22 protein-coding genes are annotated in these 22,410 nt (G+C 72.7%); 15 read left to right on the top strand and 7 right to left on the bottom strand.

The window, feature by feature from the left end:
- Positions 1-83: 83 nt before the first annotated feature.
- Positions 84-1,145, top strand: coding sequence for an LLM class flavin-dependent oxidoreductase (locus tag DP939_RS06745; RefSeq protein ID WP_113979726.1), 1,062 nt, complete (start codon positions 84-86; stop codon positions 1,143-1,145).
- Complete coding sequence (locus DP939_RS06750) at positions 1,142-1,750, top strand: NAD(P)H-dependent oxidoreductase (protein WP_113979727.1); 609 nt, start codon at positions 1,142-1,144, stop codon at positions 1,748-1,750. The genes DP939_RS06745 and DP939_RS06750 overlap by 4 nt, the downstream gene beginning before the upstream one ends.
- Before the next feature lie 86 nt (positions 1,751-1,836).
- Here DP939_RS06750 and DP939_RS06755 read toward each other — a convergent pair whose 3' ends face one another.
- On the bottom strand, positions 1,837-2,718 hold the full coding sequence (locus tag DP939_RS06755) for an NmrA family NAD(P)-binding protein (RefSeq protein WP_113979728.1): 882 nt from the start codon (positions 2,716-2,718) through the stop codon (positions 1,837-1,839).
- A gap of 100 nt (positions 2,719-2,818) precedes the next feature.
- Between DP939_RS06755 and DP939_RS06760 the strand changes: the two genes are divergently transcribed.
- The gene (locus DP939_RS06760) at positions 2,819-3,397 is read left to right on the top strand and encodes a TetR/AcrR family transcriptional regulator (protein WP_113979729.1); all 579 of its coding nucleotides are present in this window, start codon (positions 2,819-2,821) and stop codon (positions 3,395-3,397) included.
- A gap of 342 nt (positions 3,398-3,739) precedes the next feature.
- Positions 3,740-5,035, top strand: a complete 1,296-nt coding sequence (locus DP939_RS06765; protein WP_113979730.1) for a cytochrome P450 — start codon at positions 3,740-3,742, stop codon at positions 5,033-5,035.
- On the opposite strand, the gene DP939_RS06770 is transcribed toward DP939_RS06765, so the two are convergent.
- Together DP939_RS06770 and DP939_RS06775 are read right to left on the bottom strand one after the other, a co-directional pair.
- Complete coding sequence (locus DP939_RS06770; RefSeq protein ID WP_113979731.1) at positions 5,032-6,501, bottom strand: GMC family oxidoreductase; 1,470 nt, start codon at positions 6,499-6,501, stop codon at positions 5,032-5,034. The two genes, DP939_RS06765 and DP939_RS06770, sit on opposite strands and share 4 nt — an antisense overlap.
- Positions 6,501-7,289: an SDR family NAD(P)-dependent oxidoreductase gene (locus DP939_RS06775; protein WP_113979732.1), complete on the bottom strand. Its 789-nt coding sequence runs from the start codon at positions 7,287-7,289 to the stop codon at positions 6,501-6,503. The genes DP939_RS06770 and DP939_RS06775 overlap by 1 nt, the downstream gene beginning before the upstream one ends.
- Before the next feature lie 176 nt (positions 7,290-7,465).
- Between DP939_RS06775 and DP939_RS06780 the strand changes: the two genes are divergently transcribed.
- A complete protein-coding gene (locus DP939_RS06780; protein ID WP_113979733.1) occupies positions 7,466-7,858 on the top strand; it encodes a nuclear transport factor 2 family protein in 393 nt (130 codons plus the stop codon).
- A gap of 65 nt (positions 7,859-7,923) precedes the next feature.
- Here the strand turns inward: DP939_RS06780 and DP939_RS06785 are convergent, their stop codons facing one another.
- Positions 7,924-8,859 carry a TIGR03619 family F420-dependent LLM class oxidoreductase gene (locus DP939_RS06785; protein ID WP_199564993.1) on the bottom strand — a complete coding sequence of 312 codons (936 nt, stop codon included), beginning with the start codon at positions 8,857-8,859 and terminating at the stop codon, positions 7,924-7,926.
- Between the two features lie 97 nt (positions 8,860-8,956).
- Between DP939_RS06785 and DP939_RS06790 the strand changes: the two genes are divergently transcribed.
- The 8 genes from DP939_RS06790 to DP939_RS06825 all read left to right on the top strand — a co-directional run bounded on the left by DP939_RS06790 (position 8,957) and on the right by DP939_RS06825 (position 17,877).
- On the top strand, positions 8,957-10,156 hold the full coding sequence (locus DP939_RS06790; protein WP_199564994.1) for an ABC transporter substrate-binding protein: 1,200 nt from the start codon (positions 8,957-8,959) through the stop codon (positions 10,154-10,156).
- Positions 10,156-11,013, top strand: a complete 858-nt coding sequence (locus DP939_RS06795; protein WP_158578490.1) for a branched-chain amino acid ABC transporter permease — start codon at positions 10,156-10,158, stop codon at positions 11,011-11,013. Before DP939_RS06790 ends, DP939_RS06795 begins: the two co-directional genes overlap by 1 nt.
- Complete coding sequence (locus tag DP939_RS06800; RefSeq protein ID WP_113979737.1) at positions 11,000-12,727, top strand: branched-chain amino acid ABC transporter ATP-binding protein/permease; 1,728 nt, start codon at positions 11,000-11,002, stop codon at positions 12,725-12,727. Before DP939_RS06795 ends, DP939_RS06800 begins: the two co-directional genes overlap by 14 nt.
- Positions 12,717-13,400: an ABC transporter ATP-binding protein gene (locus tag DP939_RS06805; protein ID WP_113979738.1), complete on the top strand. Its 684-nt coding sequence runs from the start codon at positions 12,717-12,719 to the stop codon at positions 13,398-13,400. The genes DP939_RS06800 and DP939_RS06805 overlap by 11 nt, the downstream gene beginning before the upstream one ends.
- A complete protein-coding gene (locus DP939_RS06810) occupies positions 13,397-14,959 on the top strand; it encodes an amidohydrolase (RefSeq protein WP_225878083.1) in 1,563 nt (520 codons plus the stop codon). The genes DP939_RS06805 and DP939_RS06810 overlap by 4 nt, the downstream gene beginning before the upstream one ends.
- 46 nt (positions 14,960-15,005) lie before the next feature.
- Positions 15,006-15,503, top strand: coding sequence for a MarR family winged helix-turn-helix transcriptional regulator (locus DP939_RS06815; protein ID WP_113979739.1), 498 nt, complete (start codon positions 15,006-15,008; stop codon positions 15,501-15,503).
- Between the two features lie 89 nt (positions 15,504-15,592).
- Positions 15,593-16,990, top strand: coding sequence for an MFS transporter (locus DP939_RS06820; RefSeq protein ID WP_113979740.1), 1,398 nt, complete (start codon positions 15,593-15,595; stop codon positions 16,988-16,990).
- Positions 16,991-17,001: 11 nt separating this feature from the next.
- Positions 17,002-17,877: an SDR family oxidoreductase gene (locus tag DP939_RS06825; RefSeq protein ID WP_113979741.1), complete on the top strand. Its 876-nt coding sequence runs from the start codon at positions 17,002-17,004 to the stop codon at positions 17,875-17,877.
- Here the strand turns inward: DP939_RS06825 and DP939_RS06830 are convergent.
- Complete coding sequence (locus DP939_RS06830; protein WP_199564995.1) at positions 17,874-18,698, bottom strand: ABC transporter permease; 825 nt, start codon at positions 18,696-18,698, stop codon at positions 17,874-17,876. The two genes, DP939_RS06825 and DP939_RS06830, sit on opposite strands and share 4 nt — an antisense overlap.
- A gap of 2 nt (positions 18,699-18,700) precedes the next feature.
- Positions 18,701-19,696, bottom strand: a complete 996-nt coding sequence (locus DP939_RS06835) for an ATP-binding cassette domain-containing protein (RefSeq protein ID WP_113979743.1) — start codon at positions 19,694-19,696, stop codon at positions 18,701-18,703.
- 119 nt (positions 19,697-19,815) lie between these two features.
- On the opposite strand from DP939_RS06835, the gene DP939_RS06840 reads away from it, so the two are divergent.
- A complete protein-coding gene (locus DP939_RS06840; RefSeq protein WP_113979744.1) occupies positions 19,816-20,922 on the top strand; it encodes a DegT/DnrJ/EryC1/StrS family aminotransferase in 1,107 nt (368 codons plus the stop codon).
- Positions 20,923-20,926: 4 nt separating this feature from the next.
- Positions 20,927-21,517 (top strand): dTDP-4-dehydrorhamnose 3,5-epimerase family protein, encoded by a 591-nt coding sequence (locus tag DP939_RS06845; RefSeq protein WP_113979745.1) that lies wholly within the window; start codon positions 20,927-20,929, stop codon positions 21,515-21,517.
- A gap of 52 nt (positions 21,518-21,569) precedes the next feature.
- On the opposite strand, the gene DP939_RS06850 is transcribed toward DP939_RS06845, so the two are convergent.
- The gene (locus tag DP939_RS06850) at positions 21,570-22,256 is read right to left on the bottom strand and encodes an SDR family NAD(P)-dependent oxidoreductase (RefSeq protein ID WP_113979746.1); all 687 of its coding nucleotides are present in this window, start codon (positions 22,254-22,256) and stop codon (positions 21,570-21,572) included.
- Positions 22,257-22,410 lie beyond the last annotated feature (154 nt).

Below are 22,410 nucleotides of genomic sequence, written 5' to 3' on the forward strand. Positions count from 1 at the left end.
ATCGGGAATAGTTGTCTGCGCAGATAACTTGTTACTGCTGTGGCCGCGGAAACGGCCCCGGCAACGCAGAGAGGAACGGGCAGATGACATTCGAGATCGGGATCATGACCTTCGGCGAGGTGACGGAAGACCCGGTCACCGGGCGGATGCCCTCCCCACGGCAGCGGGCGCGGGAGACGATCGAGCAGGCGCGGGTCGCCGACCAGGTGGGGCTGGACGTGTTCGGGGTCGGTGAGCATCACCGGACCGACTTCGTCGGGTCCGCGCCGACGATCCTGCTGGCCGCCGCGGCCGAGGCGACCGAGCGGATCCGGCTGACGAGTGCGGTCACCGTGCTCAGCTCGGAGGACCCGGTGCGCGTCTGGGAGCAGTTCGCCACGATCGACCTGCTCTCTGCGGGCCGGGTCGAGATCATCGCGGGCCGGGGCTCCTACACCGAGTCCTTCCCGCTGTTCGGGTACGACCTGCGGGACTACGCCGACCTGTTCCGCGAGAAGCTGGACCTGCTGCTCAAGATCCGCGAGCGCAACCCGCTCACCTGGTCGGGACGCTTCCGCGCGCCGCTGCACGACGCCGACATCGCGCCCCGCGCGGACGGCGGCACCATCCCGATCTGGGTGGGGGTCGGCGGCTCCCCGGCGTCGGCGGTCAGCACCGGGCGGCTGGGCCTGCCGATGGCGCTGGCCCTGCTGCTCGGGCCGGTGACCTACCACGAGCAGACCGTCGAGCTGTACCGGGCCGCCGCCGCCCAGGCGGGGCACGACCCCGCCACGCTGCCGATCAGCATCAACACCCACGGGTACGTCGGGCGCACCAGCCAGGAGGCCCGGGAGACCATGTACCCCTACTTCGCCAAGGGGATGCTGGAGAACAACCACCAGCGCGGCCAGGGGTTCCCGCTCTCCCGTGCCGCCTTCGACGCGCAGGTGTCGCCGGGGTCCGGCCTGCTGGCGGGCAGCCCGCAGGAGGTCATCGACAAGCTGCTCACGTACCACGAGCTGTACGGCGTCAGCCGGGCCCTCATCCAGATGGGCTTCGGCGGGATGCCGCAGAAGGAGCACCTGGCGGCGATCGAACGGCTCGGCACCGAGGTCGCGCCCGTCGTGCGCCGGGAGACCGCCGCGGTGCCGGAGCGGACGGCATGACCGCCGCCGGAACGGCGCTGCGCGTCGCGGTCGTCAACGGCAGCCCGAACCGTCCCTCCAAGACGATGGGCCTGGTCGATGTGGTCCTGGCGACGCTGGCGGAGAAGATGCCCATCGAGACGTCCAGGATCGACGTCTACGAACTGGGCCCCGACTTCACCCAGGCCGTCGAACGCGAGCAGGTCGCCCCCGCCGTCGAGGCCGCCCTCAGGACGGCCGAGAACGCCGACCTCCTGATCGCCGCGATCCCCGTGTTCCGGGGCTCCTACCCAGGGATCTTCAAGCACTTCTTCGACCTCGTGGACCAGTACGCGCTGGCAGGCAAGCTCGTCCTGCTCGCCGCCACGGGCGGCGGCGAGCACCACGCGCTCGTGCTCGAACACGCCCTGCGCCCGCTGTTCGGCTTCTTCCAGGCGTTGACCGTGCCGGTCGCGATCTTCGCCACCGCCGCGGACTTCGACGGGACCACCCTGCTCAACCCGCGCGTACACGGCCGGATCGAGATGGCCCTGAACGACGTCGCCGACCTGCTCCGCACCCGCGCCGGAGGGTCAGCACACCCTGTCGATACGATTGGTATCCAAGAAGCGACTCTGCGCACATGAGTCCCCACCGCGACCGGCTCCGACCGTGACAACGGCAGCGGCACCTAGACGGTCGTCGTACCGTGACCTGGGCGGCCGGTGGGCGCTCAGCGGCCCAGGTGGGTGGCCGCGCGGAGCCGGTCCCGGTTCGCCATCAGGAACTCGTCGAAGGTGCGCGGGTCGCGGCCGGTCAGGTCGCGGACCGCCGAGGTGGTGGCGGCGAGTTGCCCGGCGGCCGTGTCGGCGTACAGGGCGGCGGCGTCGGCCGCGAACCACGCGGGCACGCCCTGCGCGGTCAGGATGGACGCGAACTCCTCCGGCGCGTGGTCCACGTAGCGGACCGTCCTGCCGATCGTGGCGGAGAGCCGGGCGGCGACGGTGTGGTGATCGAGCGCTTCTGGACCGCTGAGCGCGTACGTCTCGCCGATCCCGCCGCCGTCCGCCAGCAGCCGCGCGGCGCAGGCCGCGATGTCCGCGCAGTCGATGTAGGACATGCGGCCGTCGCCGTAGGCCCCGTGCAGGTCGCCGTTCATGGTGAAGGCGGCCTGGCCGGTCAGGAAGTTCTGCATGAAGGCGTTGGGCTGCAGGATCGTCCAGGGCGGGCCGGACTCCTTCAGATGCCGTTCGATGGCCCAGTGCGCGCCCACGGAGAGCTTGCCGCCAGGGCCGGGCTGCCACACCGACAGCTTCACCACCTGCGACACGCCCGCCTCGCGGGCCAGGTCGATGGCGGTCCGCTGCTGACGCACCATGGGCTGCTCGCCATCGACCGGAACCACGCCGCCGGTGTTGAGGAACACCCGGTCGACGCCTTTCAGCGCGGTGGCCAGCGACGACAGGTCGTCGAGGTCGCCCACCGCGAACTCGCAGCCGAGCGCGCGGCCCTTGGCCGCGTCTCTGACGAAGGCCCGCACGGGCAGGTCCCGTTCGAGCAGCTCGCGTACCAGGTGACGGCCGATGGAACCGGTCGCGCCGGTGACAAGGATCATGGTCGGCCCCCCTTTCGTCCAGGAACAGTAGATTGAGGGCCCTGCGGAGACAGTACAAGTAAGTCGAGGCCCACTCAAGTTACTCCGGGGACGTACGCGCATGACCGAAACCTCGAAGCGGCGCCGCCCGCGCGCCGACGCGCGGCGCAACGTCGAACGGCTGCTCGCCGTCGCCGACGGCGCGTTCCGCGAGCATGGCGTGGACGCCTCGCTCGGGCAGATCGCGCGTGCCGCCGGGGTGGCCATCGGCACGGTGTACGCCCACTTCGCCACCCGCCGGGCGCTGATCGCCGCCCTGTTGCGCGAGCGCCACGAGGCGCTGTTCGCGCTGGGCGAGGACCTGCTCGACCGGCACGACCCGGCCGAGGCGCTGAGCACCTGGGTACGCGAGTGCGTGCGCAACGCCGCCACCTACCGCGGGCTGGCCGCCGTGCTGGCGGCCGGTCTCGACGACGAGGCATCGGAGCTGCACGAGTCCTGCGAGCGGATGGCCGATCTGACCGACCGCGTCACCGCCGCCGCCCGCGCCGCCGGTCTGCTGCGTCCGGAGGTCCGCGCGGACGACCTCACCGCCCTGATGGGCGCCGCCGCCTGGACCCGCGAGACGAGCGGCGTCGAGCAGGGCGACCGCCTGATCCGTTTCACCCTCGACGGCTTCCGCCCGCCCAGTACCACCTGACCAGGGCGATTTTCGGGCGGCCGGTATCAATGACTTCCCGGCATCCCGGATATCGCTTCCCGGAAAATGCCACCGGCCCCGGATCGGCTCTTCTCCCACCGCCCATTGCTTTGTTTACCGAAATATGTGACCGTCTGGGCATAGTCGCGTCAAGGAGAGGGGGTGGAGAGCATGGCGAGGCTGATCAAGCGCGCATTGCGCCTGCACCGTGGGCAGATGAAGGGTCGCTACCCGATCTACCGGCTCCGCTAGCAGCACCCTGCACGCGGCGGTGCCGGTGGGGCCCCTGAAGGCGGCCGTAAAACCGGCACCGCCCTATCTCAATGGTGGCGAAAGGGCGCGATGGCAAAGCGTACGGCCGAACCGATCCCCGGGCCGCGCAATGGTGTTTTCGGCCGTCATCTCGACGACTATGAATCCCATCCGGCGGAGTTCCTGAAGGACTGCCGCCGCAAATACGGTGACGTGTTCAGGTTCGACACCGACGTGGTCGTGATCTCCGACCCGGCCGAGATCACCAAGGTGCTGGTCCACACCAACCGCGACTGCGTGCCCAACGCCAACCCGCTGCACGGCGGCAGGTTCCCCACGCCGGAGCAGACCGCGCAGTGGATGCGCACCCGCCAGGCGGCGCTGCCGGTGCTGCGGTCCGCCGCGCTGCCCGGTCTGTTGCCGCTGGTGAGCGCGGCGCTGGCGGGCGAGTTGCGCGCGCTGGAAGGCGGCTGGTTCGACCCGGCCGAGCGGGCCTGGCGGGTCTGCGTGAACACCATGCTGCCGCTGTACTTCCCCGACCCGCCGCCGGGGCTGGCGGACGCGCTGCTGACGGCGTTCACCGAGGGCCGCAAGGCCGGGGAGGCGGCCATCCGCATCCCGAGCTGGTGGCCCAGCCGGCTGCGCCGCCGCGTCCAGCGCGCCGACCAGAGCATCCGGGACACCATCGCGCCGCTGCTGACCGAGGAACGCCCGGCGTCCCAGGGCGAGCCGGTCACGCTGCTCGACCACCTCCTCACCAGGGACGAGCCGGTGCCCGCCGACGTCGCGCAGGCCGCGCTGGGGATCACCGTGCTGGGCGCGATCGGCACGATGGGCGGGGCCTGGAGCTGGCTGCTGTACCACCTGGCCGCCCGCCCCGACCTGTTCGACCGGATCCGCGCCGAGGTGGCCGCCGCCCCGGCGGAGGAGGTCGCGGCCCGACCGGACCGCGCGCTGCCGTTCACGCAGGCGTTCGTGAACGAGGTGCTGCGCTTCCATCCGCCCGCCTGGCTGCTCGGCCGCGACGCGGTCACCGACGTCACGCTCGGCAGGTGGACGGTCCCGCGCGGCACGGCGATCATGTTCAGCCCGTACCTGCTGCACCACGACGAGCGTCACTGGAAGGAGCCCGAGCGGTTCGACCCGGGGCGGTGGCTGCGCGGCGACCCGCCGCACGCGCCGGGCGCGTACCAGCCCTTCGCCGCCGGGCCACGCGGCTGCCTCGGCACCCACCTGGGCACGGCGATCCTGCTGCTCACCGCGGCGCACCTGGCCACGGACCACGACCTGGACGCCCCCGGCCTGGACCGGGTCCGCCCGCTGTTCGGCCCGACGCTGATCCCCGAGGGCATGTCATGCAGGCTGACCGCGCGGCACCACCGTTAGAGGTCCTCGCGTACCAGGTCCGCGCACCGCTCCCCGATCATGATGGCGGGCGCGTTGGTGTTCCCCGAGGTGACGGTCGGCATGATCGAGACGTCCGCCACCCGCAGCCCCTCGATGCCGTGCACCCGGAGCCGGTGGTCCACGACGCTCCCCATCGCGCACGTCCCGGCCTGGTGGTGGTAGGTCACCAGGGTCCGCGCGATGTGGTCTGACACGTCGCGGTCGCCCGGATGGAGTTCGCCGCCCGCCCACTCCTTCAGGGCGTCGGCCCGGACCAGTTCCCGGCACAGCTCGACCGCCGCCCGCATGCAGGCGCGGTCGGCCGCGGCCGAGAGATAGGCCGGGTCGATGTGCAGCGGCGCGTCCGGGTCGGCCGAGGTCAGCGCGAGGTGCCCACGGCTCTCCGGCCGTACGATCCCGGCCATCAGCGTGAACGCGTCCGCCGGGCCGGTCATCTCCCCGTCGTACAGCGGGATGTGGAAGAACAGCGGCTGCACGTCGGGGGCGGGCAGGCCGGGGCGGCTGCGCCAGAACAACTGGCTGTGCATGGCCTGGAGGCCGGGCAGCGCGGGCGGCACCGGACGGCGGGCGGCCACGATCACCGGGACGAGGGCGTGGTCGTGCAGGTTTCGCCCGACTTCGGGGAGTTTTTCGACGACCGGGATGTCGTGCTGACGCAGCGCGGCGGGGTCGCCGAGCCCGGAGAGCATCAGCAGCCGGGGCGATTCGAGGGTCCCGGCGCTGACCACGACCTGGTGTTCGGCCCCGACCCGATGCGGCGTGCCGTCCTTGGTGTACTCGACGCCGACGCACCGCCTGCCGCGCAGCAGCAGCCTGCGGGCGCGGGCCCCCGTGCGGATCTCCAGTGTCGGCCGCTCGCCCAGGTAGGCGGTGGCGGTGCTGTGCCGGTGGCCGTCCTTGATGGTGAGCTGGCAGAACCCCGCGCCGTCGGCCCGCTCGCCGTTGCAGTCGGGGTTGAACGGGATGCCCTGCTCGACCGCCGCGGCCACGATCGCCGCGTTCACCGGGTGCGGCGTGTAGTCGGAGATCACCCGCACCGGGCCACCGGCCCCGCGGTAGTCGTCCGCGCCGCGGTCGAAGTCCTCCAGCCGCTTGAAGTACGGCAGCACCTCGGCGTACGACCAGCCGGGCCCCCACCCGTCGAAGTCGGCCGCCGCGCCCCTGACGAAGATCATGCCGTTCAGCGAGGAGGAGCCGCCCAGCACCTTCCCGCGCGGCCAGTGCAGCCGCCGCCCGCCGAGGTGGCGCTGCGGCGCGGTGAAGTAGTTGTAGTCGTCGGGCCCGCCCCACAGCCGGAACACCCCGCCGGGGTCGCGGATGTCGGGGTCGGTGTCCGGCCCGCCCGCTTCGAGCAGCAGTACGCGCATGCCGTCGCCGGCGAGCCGGCCGGCCACCGCCGCCCCGGCCGAACCCGCGCCGACCACGACGACGTCGAAGGTGTCCATCAGGCGAAGGCGAGGGTCGGCAGATCGACCGCGGTCGCGCCGCCGTCGGCGACGATCACGCTGCCGGTCATGATCGCGCTCTCCGGCGAGGCGAGGAACAGGCAGATCGCGGCGATCTCCTCGGCGGTGGCCGGGCGGCGCAGCGGCACGTCCTTGGTGACCAGCGCGTACGCCTCGTCCCTGGTGATGCCGTCCCGTTCGACCAGTTCGTCCATCTGCTCGTCGGCCATCGGGGTGCGCACCCAGCCGGGGCACAGGCAGTTGACCCGTACGCCCCGGGGCCCGTAGTCACGGGCGATCGAACGCGTCAGCCCCACCAGCGCATGCTTTGTCGTGACATATCCAGCCACGGCCGGGCCCGCCGTCAGCCCCGCGATCGACGACACCACGACGATCGCCCCCTTGGACTCCACCAGCGCGGGCAGCGCCTCCCGGCAGGTCACGAAGCAGGTCGTCAGGTTGGACTCGATGCTGAGCCGCCAGTCCTCGTCGTCGGTGTCGGCGACCGCGTTGCCGCCGTGCCCGCCCGCGTTGGCGATCACCACGTCCAGCGACCCGAACCGCTCCACGCCCGCCCGCACGGCCTCGCGCGCCTGGGCGGTGTCGGCCATGTCGGCGGGGACGGCCAGCGCCGCCTCCCCGAGGTCGGCCGCGACCTCCGCCAGCGGCCCCGGCCTGCGCCCGGTGAGTACGACGCTCGCGCCCTCGGCGACGAACCTGCGGGCGGTCGCCGCGCCGATGCCCGTACCCGCCCCGGCGACCAGTGCGACCTTACCCTTGAGCCTCATCGCCTCTCCTTTCCGGCCAGAAAGCTATATGATTTCATAGACGACTTCGTGGAAGAAGGAGCCGCCATGCCCGATTTCGCGCCCGCGACCGCCATGGCCCGCCCACCACGAGCCCGACACCGCCGGGACAGATCAACTACCCGACCGGCGAGCGGCCGGTCTGAGGAGCAACACGCATGAGTGACAATCTCGACGCCGTACGCGCGTCCTACGCGGCCTCGGCCGACGGCGACGTCAACGGCATCGTGTCCCTGCTGGCACCCGACGCGCGCTGGACCGAGATGGCCGGTTTCCCCTACGCGGGCACCTACGTGGGGGCCGACGAGGTGCTGTCGCAGGTGTTCGCCAAGCTCGGCGGCGAGTGGGAGGGCTACCGGGCCGACCCCGAGGAGTTCGTGGACGGCGGCGACGTGATCGTGGCGATCGGGCACTACAGCGGCACCTACCGGGCCACCGGCAAGCACATGAGGGTGCGGTTCACCCACGTCTGGCACATGAAGGACGGTGTCGCCACCCGTTTCGAGCAGTTCACCGACACGGCCCTGGTCAGGGAGGCGCTCAGGCCGTAGCCGATGGCCGCGGCGCGGCGACCCTGCGCGACCGGATGACGGGGGCCGGTCGCGCGGGGCGGCCCTCACGACGCCGGCGCGGTGACGCGCCGGATCACTTCGCGGCAGAAATCGCCCACCTTGTCGGGGTCGTCGATGAACTGCGAAGGCTTGATGCAGAACGTCGTGTACCCCTCCGCCATGCGCTCCGGAATGTGCTCCAGCGCGGGCCCGAGCGGCGCGCAGGACGTGCCGTCGGGGAAGACCGCCCGGGTGCCGCCCGCGAGTTCCAGTTCGGCGAAGTCGCGCCCGGCCGCCCGCATGCCCTCGGCCAGCGCCTTCATGTCCGCCTCCGGCGGATAGCCGAGCGGGTTGAACCCGCTCCCCCACCGGGCCAGCCTGCGCACCAGGTGCGGACTGGCCCCCGCGCCGCCGAACCACAGCACCGGCCCGCTCTCCCGGTACGCCTTCGGCTCGAAGTACACCTCGTCGAACCGGTAGAACTCCCCGTGGTAGGACACCGGCGACTCGCGCCACAGCAGCTCCCAGATCTCCAGGTGCTCGTCCAGCAGCCTGCCGCGCTTCTCGAACGGCACGCCGAGCGCCGCGTACTCGTCCCGGCTCCAGCTCACCGTGGGCACCACGATCAGCCGCCCCTGCGCGAGCAGGTCGAGCGTGCCCAGCTCGCGGGCCAGCGCGAGCGGGTGCCGCAGCGGCGCGAGCACCGCGGTGGCCGACAGGCGCAACCGGGTGGTGACCGACGCGATGGCGGCCAGCAGGCTCAGCGAGTACGGCCAGGGCGTGAAAGGGTCCTGGTTGCCGGGCAGCGCGTACTCCCGCGGGTTGGCCATCCGCCCGAGCGCCCCGGCGTCCGGTCCGAGCACGATGTGCTCACTGATCATCACCGAGTCGAACCCGGCGTCCTCGGCCTCGCGCGCCCACCGGACCAGCGTGGTCAGGTCGCGGGCGGAGGTCATCGTCCAGTTCTCGGACAGCACGAGCTGCATTCGGGGTTGCTCCATCTTGCTTTCATACCCGAACGATCTTTACCGATCTAGCTCTTGAAACGAATCGTTTGGCACCTTACGATCCGTCCAAAATTCGATGAGAGGCTCGCCCATGATCCCCAAGAGGGCATTCGCCGTCCTGTTCGCCGCCGTGCTCGCCGCCGGCGGGTGCGGCCTGTCCGATGAGCCCCCGGCCGCCTCCCCCGGCGGTGGCGGTGGCACTGGAACGATCAAGGTGGGCGGTGTCAGCTCGCTGAGCGGGGCGGTCACCTTCCCGGACTCCTCCGCCGCCGCCAAGGCGGTCTTCGACCGGGTCAACGAGCAGGGCGGCATCAACGGCCAGAAGATCGAGTACGTCAGCGCCGACGACAAGGGCGACCCCGCCGCCGCCGCCCAGGCCGCCAGGGACGTGGTCACCAACCAGGGCGTGGTGGCGCTGGTCGGCTCGGCCAGCCTGCTCGACTGCGCCGTGAACGCCCCGTTCTACCAGCAGTCGGCCATCGTCTCCATCCAGGGCACCGGCGTGGACCCGACCTGCTTCGAGTCGCCCGCGATCTCCCCGGTGAACACCGGGCCGTACCTGAACATGGCGATCAACCTGTACTACGCCTCCGAGGTGCTCAAACGCGACAAGGTCTGCATGTTCCTGGCGATCCTCGGCAACACCAACGACGCCTACGGCGGGGCCGTCACGAGCTGGACCAAGCTGACCGGCAAGAAGCTCACCCTCGACGACCGCACGGTCAAACCGGACTCCGACCCCACGCCGTTCGTGCTGCGGGCCAGGAAGGAGGGCTGCCAGGCGGTCCTCTACAACGGCACCGAGCCGATGGCGATCTCCTGGATGAAGGTGGTCAAGCAGCAGAACATCACCGGCATCGACTGGCTGATGACCACCGCGCCCTACACCGACGCGGTGGCCAAGGCGCTCGGCGCGGACGGTGACGGGATGTACGCCAACGCCGAGTTCGAGCCGTTCACGGAGGCCGAGTCGCCCGCGCTCGCCGACTGGCGGGAGCTGATGACCGCCAAGAACGTGCCGCTGACCTCCTTCGGGCAGGGCGGCTACCTGGCGGCCACATACTTCGTGGACGCCCTGAAGTCGATCAAGGGCCCGATCACCCGGCAGTCGGTGGCGGCGGCGTTCAAGGCGCTCAAGCCGATCCAGACGCAGATGACCGGCACGCCGTACGAGTTCGGCGAGGCCGCCAAGCACCTGTCCAACCGGGCGGGCAAGATCGTGCGGCTCAAGGGCGGCAAGTGGCAGGTCGTCACGTCCGAATGGGTCAAGTACCCCGGGACGCTCGGCTGATGTTCCAGGGCCTGGTCTCCGGACTGGCCGCGGGCGGCACGTTCGCCGCCCTCGGCCTGCTGCTCACCGCCATGTACCGGCTGACCGCGACGGTGAACCTCGCCGTCGCGGCCACCGGCGTGGCGGGCGTGTACGTGATGGCCGCGCTCACCGGGACCGGGCTGCCGTACTGGGCCGCGGCCCTCGCGGGGGTGGCGGCCGGGGCGCTGGTGTCGGCCGGGTGCGGCCTGGTGATGACCCGGTGGTTCGCCGAGAGCGGGCCGCAGACGCGTACCGCGGTGTCGATCGCGCAGCTCATCGGCATCATCGCGCTCGCCTACATCGCGTTCGGCGACGAGCCGCGGGTGCTGCCGAACCCGGCGGCCGGGCCGGTCGCCACGATCGCGGGCGTGGTCGTCACCCAGGGGGCCGTGGTGCTCCTGCTGCTGGCCGTGGTGATCGGCGCCGGCACGTCGCTGGTCCTCACCCGCACCCCGCTCGGGCTGCGGCTGCGGGCCATGGCCGAGCGGCCGGTCACCACCGAACTGCTCGGCATCGGCACCCGCGCGCTCACCATCACCGTGTGGGCGCTCGCGGGGGCGCTGGCCGCGCTGGTGCTGCTGCTGGTCGCACCGGTGCGCACCAGCGACATCCTCTCGCTGAGCATGCTGATCGTGCCCGCGTGCGCCGCCGCCCTGCTCGGCGGGCTGCGCCGGCTGGACGGGGCGCTGGCGGGCGGCATCGCGCTCGGCCTGGTGGAAGGGCTGCTCGCGGGGTCGGCGGCGGTGCAGCAGTACCGGGACGTGGTGCCGTTCGCGGCGATCCTGCTGATCCTCGTGTGGAGCCGGCGCAGGGAGGTGTGGGATGCGTCCCGCTAATGTCGTGCTGCTGCGCCGGGTCGGCATCGCCGCCGGGCTGGCGGTGCTCGCGTACGGGCTGGCCGCCGGGCTGCCCGCCTACTGGGTGTTCCTCGCCATGTCCGCGGTGATCTCCGGCGTGCTGTTGCAGAGCCTCGGGGTGGTCGCCGGGCAGGCCGGGATGGTCTCGCTGTGCCAGATGGCCTTCGCCGCCATCGGCGCGTGGACGACGGCCCAGCTCAACGTGTGGGGCGTGCCCGGCGGGCTGTGGGTGTGGCTGCCGCTGGCGGGCCTGGCCGCGGTGCCGTTCGGCCTGCTGATCGGCCTGCCCGCGCTGCGGCTGCGCGGCGTGCACCTGGCGATCATCACCCTCGGTTTCGCGGCCACGGTGGACATCGTGATGGCCGCCGGGTCCTTCCCCGGGGTGAGCCAGGGCATCGTGGTCGGCAGGCCCGCGGGGCTGGCCTCAGAACGCCAGTACTTCCTGTTCTGCTGCGGGGTGTTCGCGCTGGTCGCGGTGGCACTGGCCGTGGTGCGGCGGACCCGGCTCGGGGCCTCGTGGCGGGCGCTGCGGGAGTCCGAACGCGCCACGGCGGCGGCCGGGACCAGCGTGCCCGGAGCCAAGCTGAGCGCCTTCGCGGTCAGCGCGTTCATCGCGGGCCTTTCCGGGGCGCTGCTCGCCGGGCAGCTCGCGATGGTCGTGTCGCGCAACTTCGACCCCGGTCAGTCCCTGGTCGCGTACGCCGTGGCGATCATGGCGGGGGCGCACCACGCCGAAGGGGCGCTGATCGGCGGCGCGCTCGGCGTGCTGGTGGCCGAGCTGCTGCGCCGGTTCGGCGTGCCGCAGCAGTGGGCGAACGTGGTGTTCGCGGTCGGCGCGGTCCAGGCCATGACCCAGGGCTCCGGGATCAGCGACGGGCTGCGCGCGCTGCTGCGGCGACGCCGCCGTACGCCCGCGGCGCCTACCGCCGTCGAACCCCCCGCCGTCACCGCGCCCGCCGACACGACCGGGCCGGACGCCCTGCGGATCTCCGGGGTCAGCGTGCGGTACGGGCAGGTCGTCGCGGTCGATGACGTCTCGCTCACCGTGCCCGCCGGAGGCGTGCACGGGCTGGTCGGTCCGAACGGCGCGGGCAAGTCCTCGCTGGTGGACGCGATCAGCGGGTTCGTGTCCGCCGGGGGCGGCACGGTCGAGGTCCGCGGCGTGCAGGCGGCCGGGCTGGCCGTGCACCGGCGGGCCAGAGCCGGGCTGCGCCGGACGTTCCAGCAGGACCGGGTGCCGGTGGGGCTCACCGTGCGCGAGTACCTGCGGTTCGCCTCCCGCCGCCCGCTCAGTGACGCCGAGCTGGCCGAAGGGCTGGCCGGGCTGGTCGCGGTCGCGCCCGGCGACCCGATCGCGGCGCTGGACGTGGGCACCCGGCGGCTGCTGGAGGTGGCGGGCACGCTGCTGGCCCGCCCGGCCGTCGCGGTACTGGACGAACCGGCCGCCGGGCTCGGGCACGCCGAGAGCGAACGGCTCGGCGCGTGGCTCGCCCAGGTCCCCGCCCGGTACGGCGCGGCGGTGCTGCTCATCGAACACGACCTGGACCTGGTCAGGGCGGCCTGCACGGGCGTGACCGTGCTCGACTTCGGCGAGGTGATCGCCGAGGGGCCGCCCGCCGAGGTGTTCGCCGAGCCCCGGGTGCTGCGGGCCTACCTGGGCGAGGAGCCGGAGGAGGCGACCCATGAATCTTGAGCTGCGGGACGTCAGCGTGGCCAGGGGCGGCCAGCCGGTGGTCAGGGACGTGACGCTGACCGCCGGGGAGGGCCGGGTCACGGTCCTGCTCGGGCCGAACGGCGCGGGCAAGACGACGCTGCTCGAAGCGATCTCGGGCGTGGTCCCGGCGGTGAAGGGCGAGATCGAGCTGGGCGGCCGGACGCTCACCGGCCGGCCGCGCACCCGCCGGGCCCGGTACGGCCTGGCGCACGTCGAGCAGGGCCGGAGCGTGTTCGGCACCCTCACCACCCGCGAGAACATCGCGCTGGTCGGCGATCCGGCGCTCGCCGTGAAACTGTTCCCCGAGCTGGAACGCAGGCTCGACGTACGGGCGGGCCTGCTGTCCGGCGGCGAGCAGCAGATGCTCGTCCTGGCCAGGGCCATCCTGACCGGCCCCGCCGCGCTGCTGCTGGACGAGATGTCGCTGGGCCTGGCCCCCGGCATCGTCCGCCGCCTGCTGCCGGTGATCAGGAAGCTGGCCGACGAGGGCTGCGCGGTGCTGCTGGTGGAGCAGTTCGCGCACGCGGCGCTGGCCCTGGCCGACACGGCGTACGTGCTCGCCCACGGAACGCTCACCTACGGCGGCGACCCCACACCGCTGCGCGAGTCCGACGCCGCGCTGAAGCGCGCATATCTGGGAGATGATTCGTGAACCAGGCAGATCTGCTGTTCGTCAACGGGCGCGTGCTCACCATGGACCCGGCGCGGCCGTACGCGACCGGCGTGGCGGTGCGCGGCGGGACGATCGCGCACGTCGGTGACGCCGCGGGCTGGACCGGCACCGAGGTGGTGGATCTCCGTGGCCGCCTCCTGCTGCCCGGCATCAACGACTCCCACCTGCACGCCTGCGGCTACGGCCTGCACCGCCCGCCGTTCTGCCTGGACGTCGCGGCCGGCTCGATCGCCGAGATACGGGAGCGGGTCGCCGAGGCGGTACGCCGGGCCAGGCCGGGCGAGTGGATCCGCGGGACCGGCTGGAACCCGGGTCAGCTGGCCGAACACCGGCTGCCGACGAAGGCCGACCTGGACGACGTGGCCCCGCACCACCCCGTGGTGCTCCAGGACTACTCCGGCCACGAGACCTGGGCCAACTCCAAGGCCCTCGAACTGGCCGGGGTGACCGGCGACGGGCTGTTGCACCACGCCGACCAGGGGCGGGTGCAGCGCCTGGTCCCGGCCCCGGCGGGCGGCATGATCCGGGTGCTGCGCGAGGTGGTGGCCGAGCTGAACGGCCACGGCATCACCAGCTTCACCGAACCGGGGCTCGGGCCCGGCGGCGGGGAGCTGTTCGCGGGCGGGATGGGGGCCAGCGTGCTGCCCGCGTACGCCGAGCTGGCGCGGGCGGGCGAGCTGACCGCGCGGGTGAGCGTGCTCGGGCTGCCCAGCCCGATGTCCGGCGCGTCCGTCGCGGACACCGTGGCCTACCTCGCCGACCTGCCCAAGGACCTGGACGGCGTGGACGAGCGGCTGGTCCGGCTGCTCGGCGTGAAGGTGTTCGCCGACGGCATCCCGCCGTCGGAGACCGCGTGGATGCGGGAGGCGTACCCGTCGGGCGGGCACGGCTCGCTGTGCACGCACGGCGCGACCGACACCGAGCGGGTGGCCGAGCTGGACGAGATCCTGCGCCTGATCCACATGGCCGGGTTGCAGGTGGGCGTGCACGCGGTGGGCAGCCGCAGCATCGACGCCGTGGTGGACACGCTGGCGGCGGTCGCCCGCGAGCACCCCAGGGACGACGCCAGGCACTACGTGATCCACGGGCAGTACGCGTCCAAGTCCGCCCTGGCCACGCTGGGCGAGCTGGGCTACGGGATCAACCTCCAGCCGGTGCTGCAACGCCTGGAGTCGGGCACGACGCGGGACATGTTCGGGCCGGAGGCGGCCGAGCGGGAGTGGCCGGCCAGGTCGGCGCTGGACGCGGGCGTGCTGACGGCGTGCAGTTCCGACGCCCCGGTGACCGGCCCGGACTGGCGGGCGGGCGTGTCGGCGCTGATCGCGCGGGACGGCGAGGGGATCACGCTTGAGGAGGCGCTGGCGGCGTACACGACCGCGGGAGCGCGCCAGGACTTCGCAGAGACCTGGAAGGGTACGATCGGCGAGGGCATGGCCGCCGACCTGTTCGTGAGCGGCGCGACGGACACCGCCGATCTCGTCGCCGCCCCGGTCGAGCTGACCGTCTTCGACGGCCGGATCGTTTGGTCCCGTACGTGAGCCACCCGAAAGTCGGTTGTTAGGTGCCAAACTATACTTCCGCGCTATGACGGGACACCACACCTTGCGTCAGACCGAGGAGGCGATCGGCCAGCGACTGGGCGGCCTGAACGTCGATTTCGAGGCCATGTGGGCGGTGTCGAACATCTACCGCGCCTCCTCGGCGATCCGCAACCATCTTGAGCAGACCGTCCTGCGCGACACCGGCCTGACCTGGACCGGCTTCGTGGTGATGTGGGTGGTGTGGATCTGGGGCGAGAGCGAGCCCCGGCACGTCGCGGCCGAGGCGGGCATCTCCAAGGGCACGCTCACCGGCGTGGTCAAGACGCTGGAGTCCTACCGCCACCTGCGGCGGTTCCCGCATCCCACGGACGGGCGGCGGGTGATGCTGGCGCTCACCCCGACCGGGGAGCGGCTGATGCTGGGCCTGTTCCCGGAGTTCAACCGGCAGGAGGCGTTCGTGGTGCAGAAGCTGGACAGCGAACGCCGCCGCGACCTGGCCACCTCCCTGCGGCACATCCTCGCGCACCTGGAGAGCACCTGATCCGTTAGAGGCTATAACTACAACTTGAAGTTCTACTTCTAGTACTGCATACTCTCTCTCAGTAGAAGTCCTAGTGACCTGGAGAGGGTATGCGCAACCCCCAGACCGACTCCCTGGCACGGCATGACCGGCCGCCCGCCTCGCGGGGCCTGGCCATGGCCGGGCTGGCCGCCGCCGCGGGCATCGTGATCCTCGACGCCTCGATGGTGAACCTGGCCACCCCGGCGATCCGCGCCGCCCTCGGCCTCACCACGGCCGAACTCTCGTGGGTGGTGGACGGCTACCTGATCGCCTTCGCGGGGCTGCTGCTGCTCGGCGGGCGGCTCGCCGACGTGCTCGGCGGGCGGCGGGTGTTCCTGTCCGGGGCCGCGGTGTACGTGCTCGCGTCCCTGGCGTGCGCCCTGGCCGCGACCGGTCCCATGCTGATCGCCGCCCGGATCGTCCAGGGCGCGGGGGCGGCGGCGCTGACGCCCGCGGCCCTCTCGCTGATGCTCGGCCTCTACGCGGGGGCCGAGGAGCGCCGCCGCGCGCTCGGCGTCTGGGGCGGGGTCGCGGGCGCGGGCAGCCTGCTGGGGGTCGCGCTCGGCGGCGTGGTCACCCAGGCCCTGGGCTGGCCCGCGATCTTCTGGCTGCCGGTGCCCATCGTGGGCCTCACGGCCGCCGCGGTCTGGAAGGCGGTGCCGCCGTCCCCGGCCAGGCCGGGGCGGTTCGACCTGGCGGGCGCGGCCACGATCACCTTGGGCACGTCGGCGCTGGCCCTCGGTCTGATCTCGGCTCCGGAGGCCGGTTGGGGCTCACCGCGGACCATCGTGAGCCTTGCGGTCGGCGTCGCCGCGCTGGGGGCGTTCGTGGTCGCGGAGCGGCGTTCCGCCCAGCCCCTCGTCCCGCTCGGCGTCTTCCGCCAGGCCCCCGTGGTCATCGCCAACACCGTGATGCTGCTGCTCGGCGCGGTGGCGGTGGGCCTGTTCTACTTCCTGCCGCAGTTCCAGCAGCAGGTACTTCACATGTCGCCGGTCGCGACGGGCCTGAGCCAGTTGCCGATCGCCGTCATGATCACGCTGGGCGGTTTCGCCGCGCCCTGGGTGGCCAGGCCCGTCGGGCTGCGCCCCGCGCTGATCGGCGCGCTGGCCGCGCTGGCCGGCGGGCTGTTCTGGCTGGCCCAGAGCGGTCCGGGCAGTGAGTACGCCACGGCCCTGCTGGGCCCGTTCCTGCTGATCGGCGCGGGCCTCGGGCTCGGCTTCGTGTACGCGACCACGCTGGCGGTGTCCGGGGCCACCCCGGGTGAGACCGGCCTGCTCAGCGGCCTGATCAACGCCACCCGCCAGCTCGGCGGCGCGCTCGGCCTGGCCGCCCTGATCGCCATGGCCACGGCGGGTCACAGCACCGACTTCGCCGGCGCGTTCCTCGGCGCGGCGGTGCTCGCACTGGCCGCGACCGCACTGTCCCTCATTCCGGCGGCCCACCGCGCGCCGGCCTCCACCATCTGAAGGAGAAGATCATGCGGAATTCAACGGTACTGGTGGTCGGCGCGACCGGCGGAGTCGGTTCGCTGCTGCTCCCCGCGCTGCGGGAGCGCGGCGCTCGGGTGCGCGCGATGACCCGCGCCCCCGAGCGCGCCGCCGCCCTCCCCGGCGGGGTCGAGCCCGTCGTGGCGGACCTGAGCGACCCCGGCCTCCCCGCCGCCGTGTTCGACGGCGTGGACGCGGTGTTCCTGAACAGCCCGTCCGCCCCCGACGCCGCCGACGTCCAGATCCGGTTCGCCGAGCAGGTCCGCCGCGCCGGGGTGCCCCGGCTGGTGCTGCTGTCGCAGTACGCGGCGCGGGCCGGATCCCCGGTGCGGTTCCTGCGCTGGCACGCGGAGGTGGAGCGGTACGTGCGCGCCGCGGGCCTCGCCGAGTGGACCATCCTGCGCCCCAACCTGTTCATGCAGGGGATCCTGGCCTTCGCCGGGATGATCAGGGCGCAGCGGACGTTCGCCGCCCCGGTCGGCACGGCCGCGGTGAGCGCCATCGACACTCGCGACATCGCCGACGCGGCGGCGGTCGTGCTGACCGAGCCCGGCCACGCCGGCCGTACGTACACCCTGACCGGGCCGCGCGCGGTGACCCACGCCGAGATCGCCCGCGCGCTGTCGGACGCGACGGGCGGCCACATCGGGTTCGCCGACGTGCCGCCCGAGGTCTTCGCCGCCTCGCTGCGCGGCCTGCTGCCGGAGTGGCAGGCCGAGGGCCTGGTCGAGGACTACGCGCACTATGCCAGGGGCGAGGCGGCCGAGGTCCACACCGACGTCGCCGACCTCACCGGCCGCCCGGCCCGCGATGTCACCGACTTCGCCCGCGACCACGCCGCCGCCTTCACCCCGGCCGCGGCCTAGCGCGAGCGGGCGGAACGGAAGGCCAGCAGGGCCAGCGGCACGAACACCGCGATCAGCCCGAGGGACCAGATCACCGCCGCCTGGACCGGGTGCGCGAGCGGCCAGAAGCCGGGATCGTCCAGCCCGAGCGGGTTGCCGAACAGCGTCCGGGCGGCCGTGACCACGGCGGTGACCGGGTTCCACGCCGCCACCGGTTGCAGCCACTCCGGCATCGACGAGATCGGCACGAACCCGTTGGAGACGAACCCCAGCGGCAGCACCCACAGCAGCCCCGCCGTGCCCGCCACCTCCGGGTTGCGCACCGACAGGCCGATGGTGACGCCCACCCACGCCATCGCGTAGGCGAACAGCAGCAGCAGGCCGAAGCCCGCCAGCGTGGACGGCACCCCCAGGTGCGCCCGCCAGCCCACGAGCAGCCCCACGATCGACAGCACGCCGGTGACCAGGAGCGCCCGCAGAAGTTCGGCGTTCGCCCGCCCGACCGGTACCGCGACGTGCGCCATCGGCAGCGCGCGGAACCGGTCGATCAGGCCCCGGCTCATGTCCACCGCCAGCCCGGTGCCGGTGCCGACCCCCATGAACGCCAGCGAGTGCGCGAACACCGCCACCACGACGTACTCCCGGAACGACCCGCCGCCGGGCAGCGGGATCGCCCCGGCGAACACATAACTGAACAGCAGCACGAACAGGATCGGCTGGACCAGGTTGAAGGCCAGCTCGTCGGGGACGCGCCCGAGGCGCAGCATCCCGCGCCTGGTCATCACCGCGCAGTCGCGCAGCGCCAGGGCGAACCCTGACCCCGCGACGCGGGGTTCGGTCACGGTCATCCTTCATCCGCCTTCCCGGTCAGTGCGAAGAACACGTCGTCGAGGGTGGGCCTGCGCACCGTGATGTCGGCGACCTCGACCCCGGCGCCGTCCAGCCTGCGCAGTACCTCGGTCATCCGGCTCGTGCCGCCGGGCAGCACCGCCGTCACGCACAGCGTGCCCGGGTCCGGCTTCGGGTCGGGCAGGCCCGCCGCGGCCAGCGCGGACACGGCGGCCGGCAGGTCGGCGGCGCGGCGTACGGCCAGGTCCAGGTGGTCGCCGCCGACCCGGTCCTTCAGTTCGGCGGGCTTGCCGGTGGCGATCTCCCGTCCCTGGTCGATCACCGTGATCAGGTCGGCGAACTGGTCGGCCTCCTCCAGGTACTGGGTGGTGACCAGCGCGGTGGTGCCCTGCCTGACCAGGTCGCCGAGCACCGCCCAGACCTCCACGCGGGCGCGCGGGTCCAGGCCGGTGGTCGGCTCGTCCAGGAACAGGCAGCGCGGCCCGGCGATGAGCGCCACCGCCAGGTCCAGGCGGCGGCGCATGCCGCCGGAGTAGGTGCGGGCCGGGCGGTCGGCCGCGTGCCCGAGGTCGAAGCGCTCGATCAGCTCCTCGGCGCGCGAGCGCGCGGCCTGCTTGCCCATCCGGGCCAGCAGGCCGAAGATGTTCAGGTTCTCCCTGGCCGTCAGGTACTCGTCGACGGCCGCGTACTGCCCGGCGACCCCCACGGCCCTGCGTACGGCCTGCGGGTCGCGTACGACGTCGAAGCCGCACACGCTGGCCCGCCCGCCGTCCGGTTTCAGCAGCGTCGCCAGGATGCGCACCAGCGTGGACTTGCCCGCCCCGTTCGGGCCGAGCAGGCCGAGCACCTGGCCCTCGGGTGCGGAGAGGTCGAGCCCGTCGAGCGCGTGCACCCCGCCGTACCGCTTCGTCAGCCCTTCCACCTGGATGCCGCCATGCGTCTCTCGCTCCCGGTGCAGGCCGGGGGAGCTGTTCGTGACACCGAGATTCATGGGTGCGAGCGTGGCCGGGGCCGCTGGAGTCCGGGTGGTGCGGGCCGCTCGAAACGTACTCGCGCGCGGCTCAAGCGCGCGTCCAGACCGCCTCCATCCGGTCCGGCCATGGTCGCCCCATGATTCCCTTGTTCAAGGTGGCCATGTCCGGACGGGCATCGGCGGCGGTGGCCGGAGTACTGGCCGGCGGGCACATCGGGCAGGGCGCCAAGGTCGAGGAGTTCGAGGACGCGCTGCGCGAGCGCCTGGGCACCCGCTTCGTATCCACAGTCAACAGCGGCACCTCGGGCCTGCAACTGGCCCTGAAACTGGCCGCGCGGAACGGCGGCGAGGTGCTGAGCACCCCGCTGACCTTCGTGGCCACCAACTGGGCCATCCTGGCGGCCGGGTTGCGCATCAGGTGGGTGGACGTCGATCCGGCGACGCTCAACGCCGACCTCGATGACATGGCGGCCAAGGTGTCGGCGCGCACCGCGGCCATCATGGTGGTCCACTGGGCCGGTTACCCGGTCGATCTGGCCAGGGTGAGCGAGATCGCCGACGAGTGCGAACGCCGGTACGGCACCCGGCCGATGATCATCGAGGACTGCGCGCAGGCGTGGGGCGCGACGTACGCCGGGCGGCCCCTGGGCAACCACGGCAACGTCGCCGTCTACAGCTTCCAGGCCATCAAGCAGGTCACCAGCGGGGACGGCGGCCTGGTCGTCTGCCCCGACGAGGAGTCCCACCGGCGCGGACGCCTGATCCGCTGGTTCGGCCTGGACCGGGACCCGGACGCGACCCCCCGGTCCGAGCAGGACATCTCCGAGTGGGGCCTGAAGTTCCACATGAACGACATCAGCGCGGCCATCGGCCTGGCCAACCTGGACGGCGCCGGGGAACGCGTGGAGCGGCACCGGAGCAACGCCGCCTACTACGACCGGGAACTGAAGGACGTGCAGGGGCTGGAGCGGGTCCGCCCCGCGCCGGGCAGCGAGCCGTCCTACTGGGTGTACCCGGTGAAGGTGAAGCGCAGGGACGACTTCGTGGCCCGCCTCTCGGCGGCCGGGATCGCGGCGGGGCACATCGACGCGCGCAACGACCGGCACTCCTGCGTGGCCGAGTACGCCGAGCCACTGCCGAAGCTGGACGCGGTCCACGACCGGATCGTGTGCCTGCCGGTCGGCTGGTGGCTGTCGGAGCAGGACAGGGAGCACATCGTGAACACGATCAGAAATGGATGGTGAGCCCATGAGCACGTCGGTCGAACCGCTGGACATCGCGGGCGCCTACTTGATCAAGCCGGAGATCTTCCCCGACGACCGCGGCCACTTCCTGGAGCTGTTCCAGCAGCGGGCCGTCGCCGGGCCGGCCGGCGGGCCGATGCCGGTGGCCCAGGTCAACTGCTCGGTCTCGCGCCGGGGGACGATCAGGGGCGTCCACTCCCGCACGGTGCCGCCGGGCCAGGCCCGGTACGTCACCTGCGTCAGCGGCGCGATCCTGGACGTCGTCGTGGACATCCGTGTCGGGTCGCCCACGTTCGGGCGGCACGTCACGGTGGTGCTGGACCAGTACGCCAGGCACGCCGTCTACATCCCCGAAGGGCTCGGGCACGCGTTCGCGCCGCTGAGCGCGGAGGCCACGGTGGTGTACCTGTGCTCGACCGCCTACGACCCCACCGGGGAGATCACCATCAACCCGCTGGACCCGGAGCTGGCGCTGCCGTGGGCGGCCTCCCCGCGCATCCTGTCGGAGAAGGACGCCAAGGCCCCCACCCTGCGTGAGGCCGAGGCCGCCGGACTGCTCCCCGTCTACGCCGAAGGCGCGCTCACCAGCGCGTGAGCGCGCCACCGGGCCGCCGCCGCACGGCGGCGGCCCCCCATGGAAAGGGCCGTCACCAGGGGATGGTCCGGCGGCCACGCAGGAAGACGCCGGACGGGCCGTCCCCGGGGAGGGTCGCGGCCCACACGATGTCCTCCGCCGCCGCGTCCGGCCCCCGCTCGGCCTCCGGCCGCATGCGGGTGCGCACCAGGCCGGGGTTGACGGCGTTCACCAGCACCCCGGTGCCCTCGGTCTCGGCGGCCAGGAGCACGGTCAGCGCGTTGAGCGCGGCCTTGGAGACGGCGTAGCCCGGCGTACGCGCAGAGAGCCCGTTGGCGAAGGACCCGGTGCCGCTGGAGACCATCACCACCCGGCCCCACCCGCGCCGCACCATGTCCGGCAGGAACGCCTGGCACACCCGCCAGGCCCCCAGCAGGTTGACGTCCAGTTGCCGCCCGACCCACGACACGGGGACGGCCGACGGCGCGCATCCCCAGTCGAGCTGGATCCCGGCGTTGTTCACCACGATGTCCACGGGTCCGACCTGTTCGCGTACCCGGATCGCGGCCTCCTCGTCCGTCACGTCGAGCACGGCGGCGCGCGCGCCGCCGCCCAGTTCCGCGGCCACTCCCTCCGCCTCGTCCGCCGTGCGCGCGGTCACCACCACCCGGTGCCCGAGCGCGTGCAACCGGGCGCTCACCGCCCGGCCGATCCCCCGGTTGGCGCCCGTGACCAGCGCGACATGCGATTGCGTCGTCATGAGATCTCCCGTTCCGCGCATGATGTGCGGATCATCGGAGGAGCCGCTGAACGGCCGCTCGACTCTCGCTGGACGTACCTGGGCGACGCCTCTCCAGCCCCGCTCGACCTGCCCGGACGAGTGCCGCTCAACCGCTACTCAAGCGGCAGGACGG

This window comes from Spongiactinospora rosea, from assembly GCF_003315795.1.
GTDB lineage: Bacteria > Actinomycetota > Actinomycetes > Streptosporangiales > Streptosporangiaceae > Spongiactinospora > Spongiactinospora rosea.

Coding starts and splice junctions, on each gene's coding strand:
- DP939_RS06745 (WP_113979726.1), top strand. CDS start 84: ATGACATTCGAGATCGGGATCATGACCTTCGGCGAGGTGACGGAAGAC.
- DP939_RS06850 (WP_113979746.1), bottom strand. CDS start 22,256: ATGACGACGCAATCGCATGTCGCGCTGGTCACGGGCGCCAACCGGGGG.
- DP939_RS06780 (WP_113979733.1), top strand. CDS start 7,466: ATGAGTGACAATCTCGACGCCGTACGCGCGTCCTACGCGGCCTCGGCC.
- DP939_RS06815 (WP_113979739.1), top strand. CDS start 15,006: ATGACGGGACACCACACCTTGCGTCAGACCGAGGAGGCGATCGGCCAG.
- DP939_RS06785 (WP_199564993.1), bottom strand. CDS start 8,859: ATGGAGCAACCCCGAATGCAGCTCGTGCTGTCCGAGAACTGGACGATG.
- DP939_RS06750 (WP_113979727.1), top strand. CDS start 1,142: ATGACCGCCGCCGGAACGGCGCTGCGCGTCGCGGTCGTCAACGGCAGC.
- DP939_RS06775 (WP_113979732.1), bottom strand. CDS start 7,289: ATGAGGCTCAAGGGTAAGGTCGCACTGGTCGCCGGGGCGGGTACGGGC.
- DP939_RS06755 (WP_113979728.1), bottom strand. CDS start 2,718: ATGATCCTTGTCACCGGCGCGACCGGTTCCATCGGCCGTCACCTGGTA.
- DP939_RS06795 (WP_158578490.1), top strand. CDS start 10,156: ATGTTCCAGGGCCTGGTCTCCGGACTGGCCGCGGGCGGCACGTTCGCC.
- DP939_RS06845 (WP_113979745.1), top strand. CDS start 20,927: ATGAGCACGTCGGTCGAACCGCTGGACATCGCGGGCGCCTACTTGATC.
- DP939_RS06800 (WP_113979737.1), top strand. CDS start 11,000: ATGCGTCCCGCTAATGTCGTGCTGCTGCGCCGGGTCGGCATCGCCGCC.
- DP939_RS06840 (WP_113979744.1), top strand. CDS start 19,816: ATGATTCCCTTGTTCAAGGTGGCCATGTCCGGACGGGCATCGGCGGCG.
- DP939_RS06770 (WP_113979731.1), bottom strand. CDS start 6,501: ATGGACACCTTCGACGTCGTCGTGGTCGGCGCGGGTTCGGCCGGGGCG.
- DP939_RS06835 (WP_113979743.1), bottom strand. CDS start 19,696: ATGAATCTCGGTGTCACGAACAGCTCCCCCGGCCTGCACCGGGAGCGA.
- DP939_RS06790 (WP_199564994.1), top strand. CDS start 8,957: ATGATCCCCAAGAGGGCATTCGCCGTCCTGTTCGCCGCCGTGCTCGCC.
- DP939_RS06760 (WP_113979729.1), top strand. CDS start 2,819: ATGACCGAAACCTCGAAGCGGCGCCGCCCGCGCGCCGACGCGCGGCGC.
- DP939_RS06805 (WP_113979738.1), top strand. CDS start 12,717: ATGAATCTTGAGCTGCGGGACGTCAGCGTGGCCAGGGGCGGCCAGCCG.
- DP939_RS06825 (WP_113979741.1), top strand. CDS start 17,002: ATGCGGAATTCAACGGTACTGGTGGTCGGCGCGACCGGCGGAGTCGGT.
- DP939_RS06820 (WP_113979740.1), top strand. CDS start 15,593: ATGCGCAACCCCCAGACCGACTCCCTGGCACGGCATGACCGGCCGCCC.
- DP939_RS06765 (WP_113979730.1), top strand. CDS start 3,740: ATGGCAAAGCGTACGGCCGAACCGATCCCCGGGCCGCGCAATGGTGTT.